The sequence below is a fragment of the Rhodococcus sp. 14-2496-1d genome, from assembly GCF_002259365.1.
In the GTDB taxonomy this organism is placed as follows: Bacteria; Actinomycetota; Actinomycetes; order Mycobacteriales; family Mycobacteriaceae; genus Rhodococcoides.
The window spans coordinates 75686-90174 of sequence record NZ_NPFV01000016.1 but is presented as its reverse complement, the minus strand read 5'-3'; the positions used below and the strand labels follow the sequence as shown (position 1 = coordinate 90174).

Genomic DNA, 14489 nt, shown 5'->3' with positions numbered 1-14489 from the left:
GGTCTACTACTCGTTGTAACCGAAGATCGCGTTCCAGGCCTCCTGGTCGTCGGCGGAGTTCTCGATCGACTCGGACTGCGTGATTCGGTTGACCTTGGGGTCGGTGAACTTCGGCAGTTCGATTCCGCGGATCACCGGCGGGTCGATATCGTTGCGCACGGAGTACTCACCGAGATCACTGAAGACCTGCTGTCCCCTCTTGGAGAGGTTCCAGTTCATGAAGACCTGCGCGGCCGCAATGTTTTTCGCTGTGGATGCAACCCCGGTGTAGTAGTCGTAGGCGGTCAGTCCCTCCTCCGGTACCACGAAGTTGACCGGCGCATTCTCGTTGTTGGCGATGTTGACGCTGCTCACCACGACGGTCCCTGCTTCGATCTCACCGCGGGCGAGCGCATCGAGCTGAGCTCCGATGGAGTCGAACACCCTTGCCTCCGAGGAGTACTCGCGGAGGTAGTCGTCGCCGAGTACCTCGCGCTGGAACCGAGTCAGCGCCAGTGCACTACCGCCGGCTCCGGCCTGAGCGATACCCAGATTGCCCTTCCACCGGTCGTCGAGAAGATCTGCCCAGGACGCCGGCCTGTCGTCGCCCTCGATGAGCGCACTGTTGTAGCCCATCGTGTAGATCGGATCGAAGGTGCGGTAGTAGTTGCCACCGTCGAACACCACGTCGTCCTGCAGCTCGCCGGCCGTGGGCGGTGTGTACGGCTGGAACACACCACGCTCGCTGAGTCCGCTGACGAAGCCGGCGTCGGAAATCCTGACGACGTCCGCATCGAGGCGACCGGCACCGTACTCGGCCACCAGGCGCTCGTAGAGCCGGTTAGGGGTGAGGCGCACGAGCTTGACGTCGAGTCCGGTGTCCTTCTCGAAGTTCTTCAGCACCGTGGCCTCGGTGACCGCGGTGTAGCCGCTGTACAGGGTGATGCCACCCTCGGCCTGGGCCCGCGTCCACAGATCCGGATCGGCGATCTGTTCGCCGTCGATCACGAGGCCGTTGTCGGTGACGATCTCCTCCGCCGCTCGAGCCAGAGCGGGGCGTTCGGGTGGCGGTGAGCAGGCCGTGGCCGTTGCCACTGCGATACCCAACGCGATTGCTGAAACCAATTTTCTCATCAGACAGTTTCCTTGGATCCGAAGCGACGCGAGAGGACGGCGAGCACACCGATCACGACGCAGTACAGCAGGCTCAACTCGGCAGCCGACTGGAACGAGCCATTGTCGTAGGCGTCGAAGATCGCGATCGACAGCAGCCTGGTGTCGGAGGTGAACAGGAACAGCGCGGCGGTGAGCTCACGCATGGACAGCATCAGCAGCAGCAGGAAGGTCGAGGACAGACCGACCTTGAGCAACGGAGCGGTGACGAACGAGATCGCCCGGTGCCGCCGTGCACCCAACATGACGGCACTGTCCTCCAAGTCCTTGTCCAACTGAATGATCGACGCGGAGACACCGCGGTACCCCTGCGGGATCGTCACTGCCACGAACGCGATCACCAGCACCGCAAGCGTTCCGTAGATCGGCAGTGGAAGCGCCAGCCACGTCCACAGCAGACCCAGGCCGAGCACGATGGCAGGAACAGCCAGCGGCAACATCGCCAGGTACTCCAACAGCTTTCGGCCCGGAGCGTTCGTGCGGTACCTCGTGTACGCCAAGGCGAAGCAGAACGCGGTACCGATCGCGGCGGTCGCGACACCGACGATCACGCTGTTGGTCATCACGCTGTGAAAGTCGGCACTGCGCAACGTTTCTCCCAGTCCCCAGAACGACAGCGCTCCCGAGTCGAAGAGCTGACCGATGTTCGCGACGTACGGGCTGGTCTGCAGGGCCGCCAACACCAGGGCGACGAGCGGCAGGAGAACGGCGAGGGTGAAGTACACCCACGCGAACACGGCAGCCGGGATACGCCATGCCCGCAGCGGAACCTGACGCGCCCGAACACCTTTGCCGCTGACTGTGGTGTATTCCTTGCTGCTCATCGCGCGCTGCTGGAACGCGACGACGGCGACCAACAGGACTGTGAGAACCACTGCGACAGCGGCGGCGTCGTTACCGCGGGCAGGCGATGCGTTCATCAATCGGTAGATCAGGGTCGGCAGTGTGTCGACTCCGCCGGGCACACCGATCACCTGTGCCACCGGGAAGTTCTCCACGGTGAGCGCGAAAACCAGTATTCCCGAGCCGATCACGGCAGGCATGACGAGCGGGAACGTGATCTTGCTCAGCATCTTCGTCAACTTCGCACCGTGCAGACTGGCGGCGTCCTCGAGGTCCGGATTCATCAACGAGAGCGCAGAGTGGACCATCAGGAACGGATACGGCGCGTAGTAGATGCCGAGGATGAAGATCATTCCGCCGAAGCTGTAGATGTCGATGAAGCCGGGCAGACCGATGGCAGTCAGAATCAGGTTGATGTAACCGGTGGCCGGGCCGGCCAGCAGTGCCCAGGCAAGTGCCCCGACGAGCGCCGGGAGAAACAACGGCGCAATACCGATGCCGTAGATCATCTTTCGACCCGGAACGTTGGTCCGTGCTGCGAGGAAGGCGAGCGTGCACCCGATCGCCAGCGCGACGATGGATGACCCGATACCCACCAGTGCCGAATTCCACAGGGCACTGCGTGCCGTCGAGGATCCGAGCAGTGCGAAGTTGTCGAGGGTGAAGTTACCGAAGTCGAACAGCGATGTGCGCTCGGCGTTGTCGGTGAATGCGCCCATCACGATGAAGAACATCGGGAACAGCACGATCACGGTGAGCAGAGCCAACTGCAGAAGCGTCGGAATCCACTTCTTCGGACCCGGCCTGCGTTGGGGTGTCGGGGTGTCGACCGGCGCCTTCGTCGTGGTGACGGGCCGATTGTCGGTGGGGGCGCTCATACCGGCACCGCCTCGGAGGCGACGCGATCGTCGACGAGAACCTGAGCTCCGCCGGCTACTGCTGTGACCCGTGCGCGTTCTCCCATTCCCAGGATTCGGCTGGCGTGTCCGGTGGCGACGGCTTCGATCTCGGGGCCGTCGTCCAGTGTGACGCGGTATCGAATGGACGCACCCTGGTAGCTGGCGACATCGACTGTGCCCATCCAGGACTGGCCCTCGGGCTCGGCATCGTCCAGCGGGGTGACCAACAGATCCTCGGGCCGCAGGCACACCACGACGGGCCCGTCGGACGCCGACGCTGCATCGACCGACACTGCAATCTGCCCGAAGTCCGTCAGCTCCATCGTCGAGCGCGGGCCCGAGGCAGGCGTGGCGCGGAAGATGTTGCCGACACCGAGGAACTCGGCCACCGAGGCGGACATCGGCGAGGTGTAGATGTCCTCGGGGGTACCGATCTGCACGATTCGGCCGTTCTGCATCAACGCGATTCGGTCGGCAAGGGCGAACGCCTCGACCTGATCGTGCGTGACGTAGACGGTGGTCAGTCCGAGTCGGAGCTGAAGCTCTCGCAATTCCATCCGAAGTCGTTCGCGCAGTCGGGCATCGAGGTTCGACAGCGGCTCGTCGAGCAGGAGCACGCTGGGGCGCATCACCAAGGACCGAGCCAGCGCCACCCGCTGCATCTGACCACCACTGAGCAAGCTCGCTCCGCGGTGGGCCATTTCACCCAACCCGACGAGGTCGAGGGCCTCGAGAACGCGCTGGTTCATCTCGGTCTTGTTGACCTTCTGCATCTTCAAGGAGAACGACACGTTGTCGAACACGGTCCGGTGCGGCCACACTGCGTAGGACTGAAAGACCATACCCACGTTGCGTTTGTGCGGCGGGATCGTCTTGTTCTTGTCGGAGTCGTGGACGACGCGGTCACCGATGGTGATGCGGCCGGCACTTGGGGTCTCGAGCCCTGCCACACAGCGCATCGTGCTGGTTTTACCGCAGCCGGACTGCCCCAGCAGCACCAGGGATTCTCCGTCGGCGATCTCCAGGTCGAGGTCGCGGACAACAGTGTTTCCCGAGTAAGCGAGGCTCAGATTCTCGATGCTAACCTTCATGATCTTCCTTTTCTTCAGTCGTCGAAGCCGTGTTTACAGGTCGAGCTATCCGATCGAAAGTGCTCTTGCCGCAGCGGAAACGAACAATTCTGCTGTCGCGATACGTCGTGCAGCGCGGTGCAGGGTCACGCTGGTGAGGTTGCCGTCCGCAGCGATGTCGACATCGACGGCCAACACACCTGCCGGCGTCCCCAGTCGCAGCGTCGAGGTGACCGCACCGCGGACGACCCGATCCACCACACTGCCGCGCACGGTTGCGGCAGCGGCCACCGCGACCGCCGACGTCAGGCCGATGGACGGATGCGGTGCCATCATCGAGAGCATGCGCACGCACACGTCGTACTCGCCGGCCGAGACGAGCGTTCCGTCTTCGAGGTGGTAATCCACCGGAGGCGCGATAATGCCGACCTTGGGCACTGCGTGCGTGATCGGATCCTGCGGGCGCGACAGCCCCATGAGCAGTGCTGCACTACGGCGCAATTCGACCAGTAGCGGAACACGTTCGGTCAGTTCGGCGGCGGTCTCGGCTCCGGTCATACCCAGGTCGGATGCATCGAACAACGCAGCGGGAGCGCCGGCGACCACCATGGTGCCGCGGTACTGCGATCCATGTAGCTCCACGGTGTCCTCCACCGCCCCGGTGGGGAGCAGCCGAGTGCGATCGGCACCCAGGTCGATGAACGTCAGTCCGACGGGAACGCCGAGGGCCGATGTTCCGGCAACCTGGGCCGACCCCTCGGTCGGAACCACGCCGCCCGGGGTATCGATCTCGGTTCGCAGCACCGCACCGGTGTTGCGGTTACGAAGCCGTACGACGGTGGTGATCGGATCGATCGGCACCAGTCCTTGCTGCAGTGCGTACAGGCCGATCGCGGTGGCACAGTTGCCACAGTTACTTCCCCACTCCACCTTTCGGTCACCGATGGCAACCTGAGCGAAGAGGTAGTCCACGTCGATTCCGTCCTCGGAGGACCTGCTGACGATGGCCGCCTTCGAAGTGGTCGAGCTGCCGCCGCCGACGCCGTCGAGCTGGCGGGGGTCGCCGGATCCGAAGGCGGAGACCAGAATCTCGTCCAGAGATCCTGCTTGTTCGATCAATGGCTCGACGTCGACGGAGCTGAAGAGCCAGCATTTGCTGGTCCCGCCCCTCATCCACGTGCCACGCAGTGAATACATCCTCGGATACCTTCCGATCGTTACTCTCGAAAACGTTCTTGGAGTTGAACATTCGAGGGAGCCTTGCGGTCATGTGACGCAGCTCTCGTGCGGTTGCTGTTCATAGCCTGCATCACACAGCCGTCGAGTACAATTACGAAAAAGTCGAGATACCTTAACTTTCACTTAAAGGTGGTTCGATCATGTTCGACACCCGACGCCTGCTGCTTCTGGTGGAGGTCGTGCGAACCGGATCCATCACGGCGGCCGCAACTCGCTTGAGCTTCACCACATCTGCGGTCTCGCAGCAGTTGAGCAAGCTCGAGATCGAAGCCGGGCAACCACTGCTCGAGCGCCACGCCAGGGGAGTTCGACTGACCGAGGCGGGTGAGGTTCTGGTGCGTCATGCAGAACGAATCGAGACGCAATTACTCGCTGCACGAAACGAACTCGAAGACCTCTCCGGCCTGCGCGCCGGGACGCTGCGAATAGGAACCTTCCCCACCGCAGGGGCCAGTCTGCTACCGCCCGTGGTGAAGCTGTTCAAATCTCGTCATCCTGCGGTGGCACTGACGGTGCGCAGCTCGCGATTCGCCGGGCTCCGGGGAATGCTCGACACCCGTGAGGTGGAGCTGTCCCTACTCTGGGACTACGAGTGGGCCAGAATCACAGACTCGGACCTGACGGTGCACCAACTCATGATCGACCCACCCATGCTCGTCGTATCCGTCAATCATCATCTGGCCGAGCGTAGTTCGATCCACATGAACGAGCTGGAACACGAGCAGTGGATCACCAGAGAGGACACTCATCCGGTGGGTGCAGCGCTCGAACGGGCATGCCATGCTGCCGGGTTCTCGCCGTCGGTGTCGTTCGCAGCGAACGACTATCAGGAGGCTCAGGCCATGGTGGCGGTGGACCTCGGCGTGTCGTTCGCACCCCGGATGGCTCTGTCCAATATTCGAGACGATGTGCGATTGGTCCCGTTGACGGGCGCACCGTCGCGTCGAATCTTGCTGGCCCACTTGGCGGAACAGAAGCTCTCGCCGAGTGCGACCGTGCTACTGAAGATGTTCGAGGACGTCGCCGCCCGATTCTGAGAAGCGATGTCGCTCAGCCCTAGTGCGCACCGACGAGAGTGGGCATGGGCACGACGAACAGATCGGCGGTGGCGATACGACGCACCGCTCGATGAAGGGTGACCGAGTGTAGAAATCCGTCCCGATCCGTGACGTAGTCGACGTCCAGCACACCTGCCGCTGTGCCGATGCGGAGTGATCCGGGCCAGCCGATGCGGGCGTTGGCAATGACCACACCACCCGTGACCGTGGCAGCCGCTGCGACAGCAACCGCCGACGTCAGTCCTATCGCCGGGTGCGGTGCCATCATGGAGAGCATGCGCACCGAGATGTCGTAGTCCGCGGCGGCGACGCGCTCACCGGTGGTCGTGGTGTAGCCCACCGGAGGTCCGATGATTCCGACCTTCGGAACGGCATGCGAGACGGGCTCTTCGGGCTTGCTCAGTCCCATTCTCAGCGCTGCCAGCCGACGCAGCGCAATGAGTGTGGGGACGTGCGCGGCGACGACATCGTTGCTTTCCGAACCGTCCAGCCCGAAATCGGCAGCATCGAAGAACGCGGCGGGTGCACCGGCACGAACGAATGTTCCTCGGAACTCACAGTCGCCGAGCGTAACTCGATCGATCTCTGCGCCTGTCGGAAGCATCGTCGGTCGGTCGGGGGCAGGGTCGGTGAAGGTGAGCCCCACCGGCACACCGAGGGCAGTGGTTCCGGGGACAGCCGCGCCGCCCTCGGCGGGAATGCGTCCGCCCGGGGTCGAGATCTCCGCGGTGAGAATTGCACCGGTGTTCTCGTTGCGCATGCGCACCACGGTGACGCGATCGTCGACGGCGACGAGACCGGTCTGCACGGCGTACAGCCCGATCGCCGTCGCACAGTTTCCGCAGTTGCTGCCCCACTCGACCGTGCGGTTCTCGATGGCGACCTGAGCGAAGAGGTAATCGACGTCGATACCCGGAGCGCTGGAGCGACGAACGATCGCGGCCTTGGAGGTCGTCGAACTGCCCCCACCCACTCCGTCGAGTTGCCGTGGATCGCCGGAACCGAACGCGGCAGTGAGGATGTTGTCGAGCCCGCCGGCCTCGGCGACGTACGGGTCGATATCGACCGCGTTGAACAACCAGCACTTGCTGGTCCCCCCACGCATCCAGGTTCCACGAAGAGTGAACATCTGCTGTGCCTTCCGATCAGGATCCGATGCTTCCACCCTGGGCCAGAGGATGATCAAGCACAATTACGAAATATGTTCATGCCGTGCAGCAACACTTAACGCACTGGTACCGGTTCAGAACAGGGCGGGGACGACAACCAGGATCAGCCAGCACAGAGCCGGCGCGATGGCCACGACGACTCCGGCATTGAGCAGCAACTGGCGATAGAAGCGTGGGCGTTCGATGTTCTGCGCGTTGGCCAGCACGAGCGCACCGTTGGTCGAGAAGGGCGAGACGTCGACGACGGTGGCCGAGATGGCCAGAGCAGCGACGACACCGACGACCGGCAGTGCACCGGTTCCGAGCAAGGGCATGGCCAGCGGAATGACCGCGGCCAGCAGGGCGGTGGAGGACGCGAATGCCGAGGTGATGCCGATGACGTAGCAGAGCACCACAGCCACGATGATCGGAGCGCCGATAGTGATCGCCATCTCGGCGAGATGGTCGATGGTGCCTACCTCCTGCAGGATCGAGATGTAGGTGACCATGCCCGCGACCAGCAGAACCGTCGACCAACTGATGTCTGCGATGGCCTCGTTCTGCTTCTTCAGATCCGTGAATGCAAGCACAGCTCCGGCGGCGATGGCGATGAAGCTGATCGGCAGGTGCAACACCAGAACGAGCACCAGAAGCGCGCCGATGAGGAACAGAGTGAGCTTCTGTACGAACGTGACCGGGGCGGGAGCGTCGACCAGCGTGGTTGTGGTCGGGCGAGTGAGCACCGCAGTGCTGCCGCCTGCCGTGCTGCCACCGCCGGTGCTTCCGGTGCTGCCACCGGTGGGGACGGACGCCCCGATCGGTGATCCGCCCACCGGGCCGCTGCCGGGTGCGGGATCGGTGGATCCTGTTGCGGTGTACTCGAAGCCCTTCATCCGGGCCAGGGCCGCGTAGCCCGTCACTGTGAGAACCGAGAGCAGCAGGTTGATGCCGTAACTGGCGAAGAACAGCGTCCACGGGTCGAGCGCGAGTCCGTTGTTCTCGACGATGTCACGAACCAGAACGCCGGAAACGGAGATCGGGGAGAACGCCCCAGCGTGCGCACCGTTGATCACCATGATGCCCATGACCAGGGGACTCATGCCGGTTCGTGCTGCGAACGCCATGGCTGCAGGCACGATCAATGCGACCGCGGCGGGGCTGAATGTGCCGAGCGCCGTCAAGACCGAGGCGACGAAGAAGAACACCCAGGGCACCACCGTCACCCGACCGTGCACCGCCCTGATGCAACTGTTCACCAGCAGATCGATGGTGCCGTTGCGTTTGGCCATACCGAAGAAGTAGGTAACGCCGACGATGGTCAACACGATCGAGCTGGGGAACTCGTTCAAGATTTCCTTGTCGTCGAATCCCAGCGCGAAGTATCCGACCACGAAGGCACCGATGAATCCGAGGATGCCGATATTGATCGGAAAAAAGGTTGCGATCACGAACATCGCAACCAACGCGATGAGCGGGAGGATCTCGATGGAAGTCATGGGCGTCTTTCGGGTGGCTGGGTAAGTGCTCGGTTACATCCGCACTCGAACGTTGTCCCTGTCACATTATTGACGCGACACTTTTAGGACAATATCGTTTTGCTACCCGGTCGTTTAGCTGAGCTGAAAGATGTGCGCATGAACCACACGTTCGACGTCGTGACGTTGTTCCTTCTGCTCGACATCGCCGAGGCCGGCTCCCTGACCGCAGGTGCCGAGCGAGCGAACATGACTCCCTCGGCAGCGTCCCAACGCATCAGCAAACTCGAACACGGCATCAAACAGCCGGTCCTCACTCGCCTGCCGCGCGGCGTACAGCTCACCGAGGCCGGCGAGATCCTGACCAGCCGGGCCCGCCTGTTTCGCCGCGAGATGCGTGCCGCGAGCGGCGACCTGGAGGCCATCCGGGGCCTCGAACGTGGATCGGTCCGGCTCGGCTCGTTTCCCACGGTCAGTGCGTCGCTGCTCTCCGACGCGTTGAAGGACTATCACTCGCGATGGCCGGGGGTGGACGTTCGTGTTCGGTCGGCCGTTCGACCGCAATTGCTGGACATGCTCCATTCGAGCGAGATCGACCTGGCACTGCTGTGGAGCTACGCCTGGACGGAAGAGGCAGAACGATCGCTGTCACTCGAGCCACTGATGGAAGACCAGACCGTGCTGCTGCTTCCGATAGACGACGATCGCCGGGGACGGGATGTGTCCTTGCACGACCTCCGAGGCGCGCGGTGGATCATTCGGAGCAACGACCACCCGGCAGCGGAGGTTCTCTATCGCAGTTGCCGCGTAGCAGGATTCGAGCCCGACGTCGTGTACGAAGCCCACGACTACCAGGAAATCGAGGCCATGGTGGCCGCAGGCGTCGGCATCGCCATGGTCCCCCGACTGTCGGTGGTCCACCACCGACCCGACGTCACCACCATCGCTTTCCTCGACACCGATCGTGTTCCGACCCGGGTCATATACATCGCCTCACTCGCGCGGCGCCAGTACACCCCGGCTATGTACGCGATCTCGAACGCTTTACGCGGTGCTGCCGAACGCAGTGCGCAGACGCCCGCGGGGTCGGATCGAACAGCTGTCGGCACAGCAGACAAGGATCAAAGAAGTTCCAGCACCAGAGCTCGGTGATCGGACACTTCCGGCGCGGCGACGATCTCGAAGCTTCGTACGGCGGTCGGTGACGACACCAACACGTAGCTGGCACTGCGAATTGCTTTGGTGTAGATGGATGTTCGAGTGTCGGCGTCTCCCACGAGGTCGGTCATCCCATGTTCGGCCAGCAGTGCGAACGTCTCGCTGGTCGGCAGCAGGTTCAGATCGCCACAGAGCACAACGACGTCAACCGACGGACGAACACGCTCGACCATCTCCGCCAATTTCCTGGCCTGCTCCAGCCGAATGGGACTGTCGCCCTTACCTGCTGGATCGCGCAGACCGTGACATTGGATGACGGATACGGACTTACCTGCGACGCGATCCCGAACGGTGACCGCCAGAGCAGCTCGTGGACGGTCATCCACATCCCAGACCGTGTGATCGACGAACCGGGAATGGACGAACCGCGCGTCGAGCCCTACGACGGGAACGTCGTCACGCACCCAGGTCGCGATCCCGAAGTCCTGACGCAATTCGACGCCCTCACCGTCGGTGACAGGTCCGGTGTCGTTGGCGACGAAATACGGCGTGTACCCGGGGAGCGCGGCCGACACGTCGTCGAACAGGTTGAGCCGCTGCGGCAGTGTGCGCTCACCGTCGGCGAACGTTGCCCAGCCCGATCGATTCGGAGTACGCGTGACTTCCTGAAGGCAAATGATCTCGGCATCAACGAATTTCAGCCATCCCACGAGTTCGTCGTACATGGCACCGCCCCATGCATTGATCGAGATGATCTTCACAGCACGATGATGTCAGACGTGGCGTGACTCGCGCGCTTCATTTTCGGCTGCGCCGAGTGGACCCCTGGCTCGACTGCCGGACGGACCGGACGTAACGTCATCGGCAATACGCACTGTCCGTGCGAATAGCGCACCGAAGGAGACGCCGATGCCCGATCCCGACGCGGCAACCGTTGCCGAGATTCAACTCCTGTACGGCAGGCAGAGCCACGCAATCGATTCCGGACGCGCAAGGGAATGGGCAGGGACCTTCACCGCGGACGGTGTCTTCGATTCACCGAGTTACCCCGAACCCGAGGCGGGGAGGGACCGGCTGATCGCCTTTGCGCAGCGCTTCTTCGACAGCGCGGCCGACGCGAACGAGCGGCGTCGGCACGTGATCACGAACATTGCCGTCGATCTCGTGAGCGTCGATGAACTCGCAGTCGACTGTTACCTCCAGATCATGGCGACATCACGCGGCGGCGAAACGCGCCTCGTCAGATTCACGTCGGTCCGGGATCGTGTTGTGCGAGTCGATGATCAGTGGCGCATCCAGCACAGGACCGTGACCCGCGACGACGCCTGACACGACCCGTCGTCGCTGACTAGCGCAGCAAACGCCCCAACCGCGCCGCTGCAGCGACGACGGCCGCACCGAGCTGTTCTTCGTCGTCGATCTCGAACACCGACGCACCCAAGCTCGCCATCGCGTCTCCGCGGCGACCCGGCACGACGGCGGACACTCCGCCGACCGATGGAATCACTTCGCCGTGGGTGACCGCGTATCCAACGCTTCGCGCCCGCGCCACTTCCGCACGTTCGCCATCTTCCGGGGGCAAGGACGCGAGCATTGCCAGGCCTGCAGACCCCCGGTCGATCGGGTCGACCTGCCCTCCACGAAATGCCACGTGGACCTTCGCCCCTCGTGGCTCGACAACCATCAAAGCCCTTACTTCCCTTGAATTCTCGCGAACGACGAGATGGACGGTCGCGCCCAGTTGATCCGCCAGTTCTTCGAGTACCGGGCGTGCCACGGTTCGCAGATCCTGCTCGACGGGTTCGGCGAGTGCCACCAGCCCGGCACCGAGGGCAATTCGCTTGAACTCGTCTCGCCGACACAGATGATGAGCCTCGAGCGTGCGAACCAGCCGATGCGCAACGGTGCGGTGCACACCGATCCCGACGGCGATCTCTGTGATCGACAAGCCGTTCGGATGCTCGGCCAACAGCTCGAGCACGACGAGGCCGTGATGCAGCGTTTTGGACATCCCCGAATCGATGGACACCGTGGTTTTTCCGTCGGTCATGCGCTGCCCCCTGTTGACGACTGTGAGGTGGGCCACCTACAGTTCGATCTGAATCGCACACTGCGTGCGATTATCGCACATAGTCGAGGTCGGTGCAAACGGACCCGGCCGAGATCTTTTGCACGAGGAGAGCGCCATGAACAACCCCAATCCAGGACGCGTCGTCGATCGCACGATGACTGCGGTGTACCCCGAACTGGCGGGCAAGGTTGCCGTCGTCACCGGGGCCGCCCAGGGCATGGGATCGGTGTTCGCCAAGGGACTTGCGGCGCGCGGCGTACACGTCGTCGGTGCCGACATCAACGACGCCCGGATGAAAGAGACGGCCGAGCAACTGAATACGGAGCTGAGCACCGACTCACTGGTCGAACGACCCGGGACGATCATCGGCGCTCGAGCCGACGTCACCGTCGCCGATGATCACGAGGCTCTCGCCCGGACGGCCCTGGCCGAATTCGGCCGGATCGACTTCTGGATCAACAACGCGGGAATCTTCCCGTTCGCCTACGCCGCGGACATCACCCCCGAGCAGATGGGTGCCACGCTCGGCGTGAACGTCGAAGGCGTTCTGTACGGCTCGCAAGCAGCGGGTCGTCACATGCGCGAAGGCGGCGCGATCGTCAACATGTCCTCGGTATCCGCACTTCGTGTCCGTAAGGGCCGCGGTGCCTACTGCACGTCCAAAGCAGCCGTCGCCCACCTGACGGAATCCCTTGCCGTCGAGTTCGGAGATATCGGTATTCGCGTCAATTCCATTGCACCCGGCTACATCGACACCGAAATGACGCGGTGGGTGCAGGAAGATCCCGAAGCGCTTGCCAAAGCTCTGGATTCGGTCCCTCTGCACAGACTCGGAGCACCGGAAGAAGTCTTCGGGCCTCTTCTGTTCTTGCTGTCGGACAGTGCTCGCTACGTGACCGGGCACAGTATCGCGGTGGACGGCGGGTCGCGTCATGTCTGACACCGATTACGACGTCATTGTCATCGGTGGCGGTGGAGCTGGGCTGGCGGCGGCGGTGACGGCGGCCGAGAACGGTGCGTCCGTGATTCTCTTCGAGGCGCGCAAAGAACTGGGTGGATCGACGGCCCTGTCGGCCGGATTGTTCACCGCTGCAGCGACGAGCGTTCAGCGCGACCTCGGAATCGACGACAGCGCAGAGAAGTACTTCCAGCATTACATGGATCTCAACCAGTGGATGCTCAAGCCCGGCCTGATCAGGACCTTCTGCGAGCAGGCCGGACCGACACTGGAGTGGCTTCTCGGACTCGGATTGAACGTTCCCGCAAAGATTTCCGGTAACGCGCATCAACCGGGACTGAGCCAGGCCGGCGTCGAGGACGTCTGGAGGGGTCACGTCCCTAAGGACCAGGGATACGGACTCGTCCAGGTTCTGGACGCAGCGCGCCGCAGGCACGGAATCGAGGTCGTTCTCGACACTCGCGTGCAAGCGCTCCTCACCGAGGGCGACCGGGTCGTGGGAGTCGTAGCCGACGATGTCGAACTCCGTTCTGCAGCAGTCGTCGTGGCCTCCGGTGGTTTCGCCCGAGATCCCGAGCTGGTCGATCTTCATTTTCCGGCAGCCAACCGAGCCGGCTCCGCTGCCTTCGTCGTTGCTGCCGAGGGCAGTCGCGGCGACCACCTGCGCTACGCACCGTCGGTGGAGGCGTCCATAACCGGTGACGGGTGGGGACTCATGCTGCCCACCGCCTACTTTCAGCGATACCACCACTGGCAGTCCGGGTTCCCCCCGAAATCACGTATTCACGTCAACGCTGCGGGGCGTCGATTCATGGACGAGGACGCCTCGTACGCCGTCTCGACCGGAATCATCGACGGTCAGGGTGGCTCCGCCTGGATGATCTTCGACGACAACGCTCGACAGAATCTGCCTGCGGGATATGCCGATTGGGCACCCGATCGCATCGAGGACGAGGCAGACGCCGGCCGGACGCTTCGCGCATCATCCCTCGCGGAGCTGGCCGTACTCATGGCGGTGCCCGCCGCGGCCCTCGATTCCACGGTCGAGCGATGGAACGCGCATCTGCCCCACGGCGAGGACCCCGACTTCCTTCGCCACCGAACACTCGCCAACAAGGACAGTACGTCGAATCCCGAACCCATCGACACCGCCCCCTTCTATGCCGCACGAATCTTCCCCGCCGAATTGGTCTGCACACATGCAGGTTTGGAGATCGATTCCGATTCCGCCGTGCTCACGACACGAGGCACCCGCGTACCCGGCCTGTTCGCTGCAGGCGAGGCAGGAGCGGGAGTTCTCGGGCAGCGCTACGTCGGTGGCGGCAACGCTGTGGCCAATGCACTCACCATGGGCCGGATCGCCGGTCGAAACGCCGCCCTCCACTCCGTCGATGCACAGCCACTGACGGCCTGACCAC

Annotated in this window: 13 protein-coding genes; 5 read left to right on the top strand and 8 right to left on the bottom strand. The window is 63.2% G+C overall.

Translation table 11 applies throughout. The features are described from left to right. Window positions 1-6: 6 nt before the first annotated feature. From CH296_RS11440 to CH296_RS11425, 4 genes are read right to left on the bottom strand one after another with little or no spacing between them, the layout of a single operon-like run. A complete protein-coding gene (locus tag CH296_RS11440) occupies window positions 7-1113 on the bottom strand; it encodes an ABC transporter substrate-binding protein (RefSeq protein ID WP_094646494.1) in 1107 nt (368 codons plus the stop codon). Further along, a complete protein-coding gene (locus tag CH296_RS11435; protein WP_094684784.1) occupies window positions 1113-2873 on the bottom strand; it encodes an iron ABC transporter permease in 1761 nt (586 codons plus the stop codon). Before CH296_RS11435 ends, CH296_RS11440 begins: the two co-directional genes overlap by 1 nt. After that, window positions 2870-3985, bottom strand: a complete 1116-nt coding sequence (locus tag CH296_RS11430) for an ABC transporter ATP-binding protein (RefSeq protein WP_094681635.1) — start codon at window positions 3983-3985, stop codon at window positions 2870-2872. Before CH296_RS11430 ends, CH296_RS11435 begins: the two co-directional genes overlap by 4 nt. A 45-nt stretch (window positions 3986-4030) precedes the next feature. Then, window positions 4031-5161 (bottom strand): PrpF domain-containing protein, encoded by a 1131-nt coding sequence (locus tag CH296_RS11425; RefSeq protein WP_094684783.1) that lies wholly within the window; start codon window positions 5159-5161, stop codon window positions 4031-4033. Window positions 5162-5343: 182 nt separating this feature from the next. Here CH296_RS11425 and CH296_RS11420 point away from each other — a divergent pair, with 182 nt between their 5' ends. After that, window positions 5344-6240: a LysR family transcriptional regulator gene (locus CH296_RS11420; RefSeq protein ID WP_032395496.1), complete on the top strand. Its 897-nt coding sequence runs from the start codon at window positions 5344-5346 to the stop codon at window positions 6238-6240. 19 nt (window positions 6241-6259) lie between these two features. Here CH296_RS11420 and CH296_RS11415 read toward each other — a convergent pair whose 3' ends face one another. Together CH296_RS11415 and CH296_RS11410 are read right to left on the bottom strand one after the other, a co-directional pair. Further along, window positions 6260-7390: a PrpF domain-containing protein gene (locus CH296_RS11415; protein ID WP_094684854.1), complete on the bottom strand. Its 1131-nt coding sequence runs from the start codon at window positions 7388-7390 to the stop codon at window positions 6260-6262. 114 nt (window positions 7391-7504) lie between these two features. Continuing rightward, on the bottom strand, window positions 7505-8905 hold the full coding sequence (locus tag CH296_RS11410) for an SLC13 family permease (protein WP_094631911.1): 1401 nt from the start codon (window positions 8903-8905) through the stop codon (window positions 7505-7507). 138 nt (window positions 8906-9043) lie between these two features. On the opposite strand from CH296_RS11410, the gene CH296_RS11405 reads away from it, so the two are divergent. Further along, window positions 9044-10036, top strand: coding sequence for a LysR family transcriptional regulator (locus CH296_RS11405; protein WP_094646584.1), 993 nt, complete (start codon window positions 9044-9046; stop codon window positions 10034-10036). Here CH296_RS11405 and CH296_RS11400 read toward each other — a convergent pair. After that, window positions 10006-10803, bottom strand: coding sequence for an endonuclease/exonuclease/phosphatase family protein (locus CH296_RS11400; RefSeq protein WP_094684782.1), 798 nt, complete (start codon window positions 10801-10803; stop codon window positions 10006-10008). The genes CH296_RS11405 and CH296_RS11400 overlap by 31 nt on opposite strands. Before the next feature lie 148 nt (window positions 10804-10951). Here CH296_RS11400 and CH296_RS11395 point away from each other — a divergent pair, with 148 nt between their 5' ends. Beyond that, window positions 10952-11371: a nuclear transport factor 2 family protein gene (locus tag CH296_RS11395; RefSeq protein WP_094684781.1), complete on the top strand. Its 420-nt coding sequence runs from the start codon at window positions 10952-10954 to the stop codon at window positions 11369-11371. A gap of 19 nt (window positions 11372-11390) precedes the next feature. Here CH296_RS11395 and CH296_RS11390 read toward each other — a convergent pair whose 3' ends face one another. Then, on the bottom strand, window positions 11391-12053 hold the full coding sequence (locus CH296_RS11390; RefSeq protein WP_179277707.1) for an IclR family transcriptional regulator: 663 nt from the start codon (window positions 12051-12053) through the stop codon (window positions 11391-11393). Window positions 12054-12228: 175 nt separating this feature from the next. Here CH296_RS11390 and CH296_RS11385 point away from each other — a divergent pair, with 175 nt between their 5' ends. Both CH296_RS11385 and CH296_RS11380 read left to right on the top strand, forming a co-directional pair. Beyond that, window positions 12229-13053, top strand: coding sequence for an SDR family NAD(P)-dependent oxidoreductase (locus CH296_RS11385; RefSeq protein ID WP_254924417.1), 825 nt, complete (start codon window positions 12229-12231; stop codon window positions 13051-13053). Then, window positions 13046-14485 carry an FAD-dependent oxidoreductase gene (locus CH296_RS11380; protein ID WP_094684780.1) on the top strand — a complete coding sequence of 480 codons (1440 nt, stop codon included), beginning with the start codon at window positions 13046-13048 and terminating at the stop codon, window positions 14483-14485. Before CH296_RS11385 ends, CH296_RS11380 begins: the two co-directional genes overlap by 8 nt. Window positions 14486-14489: the final 4 nt, after the last annotated feature.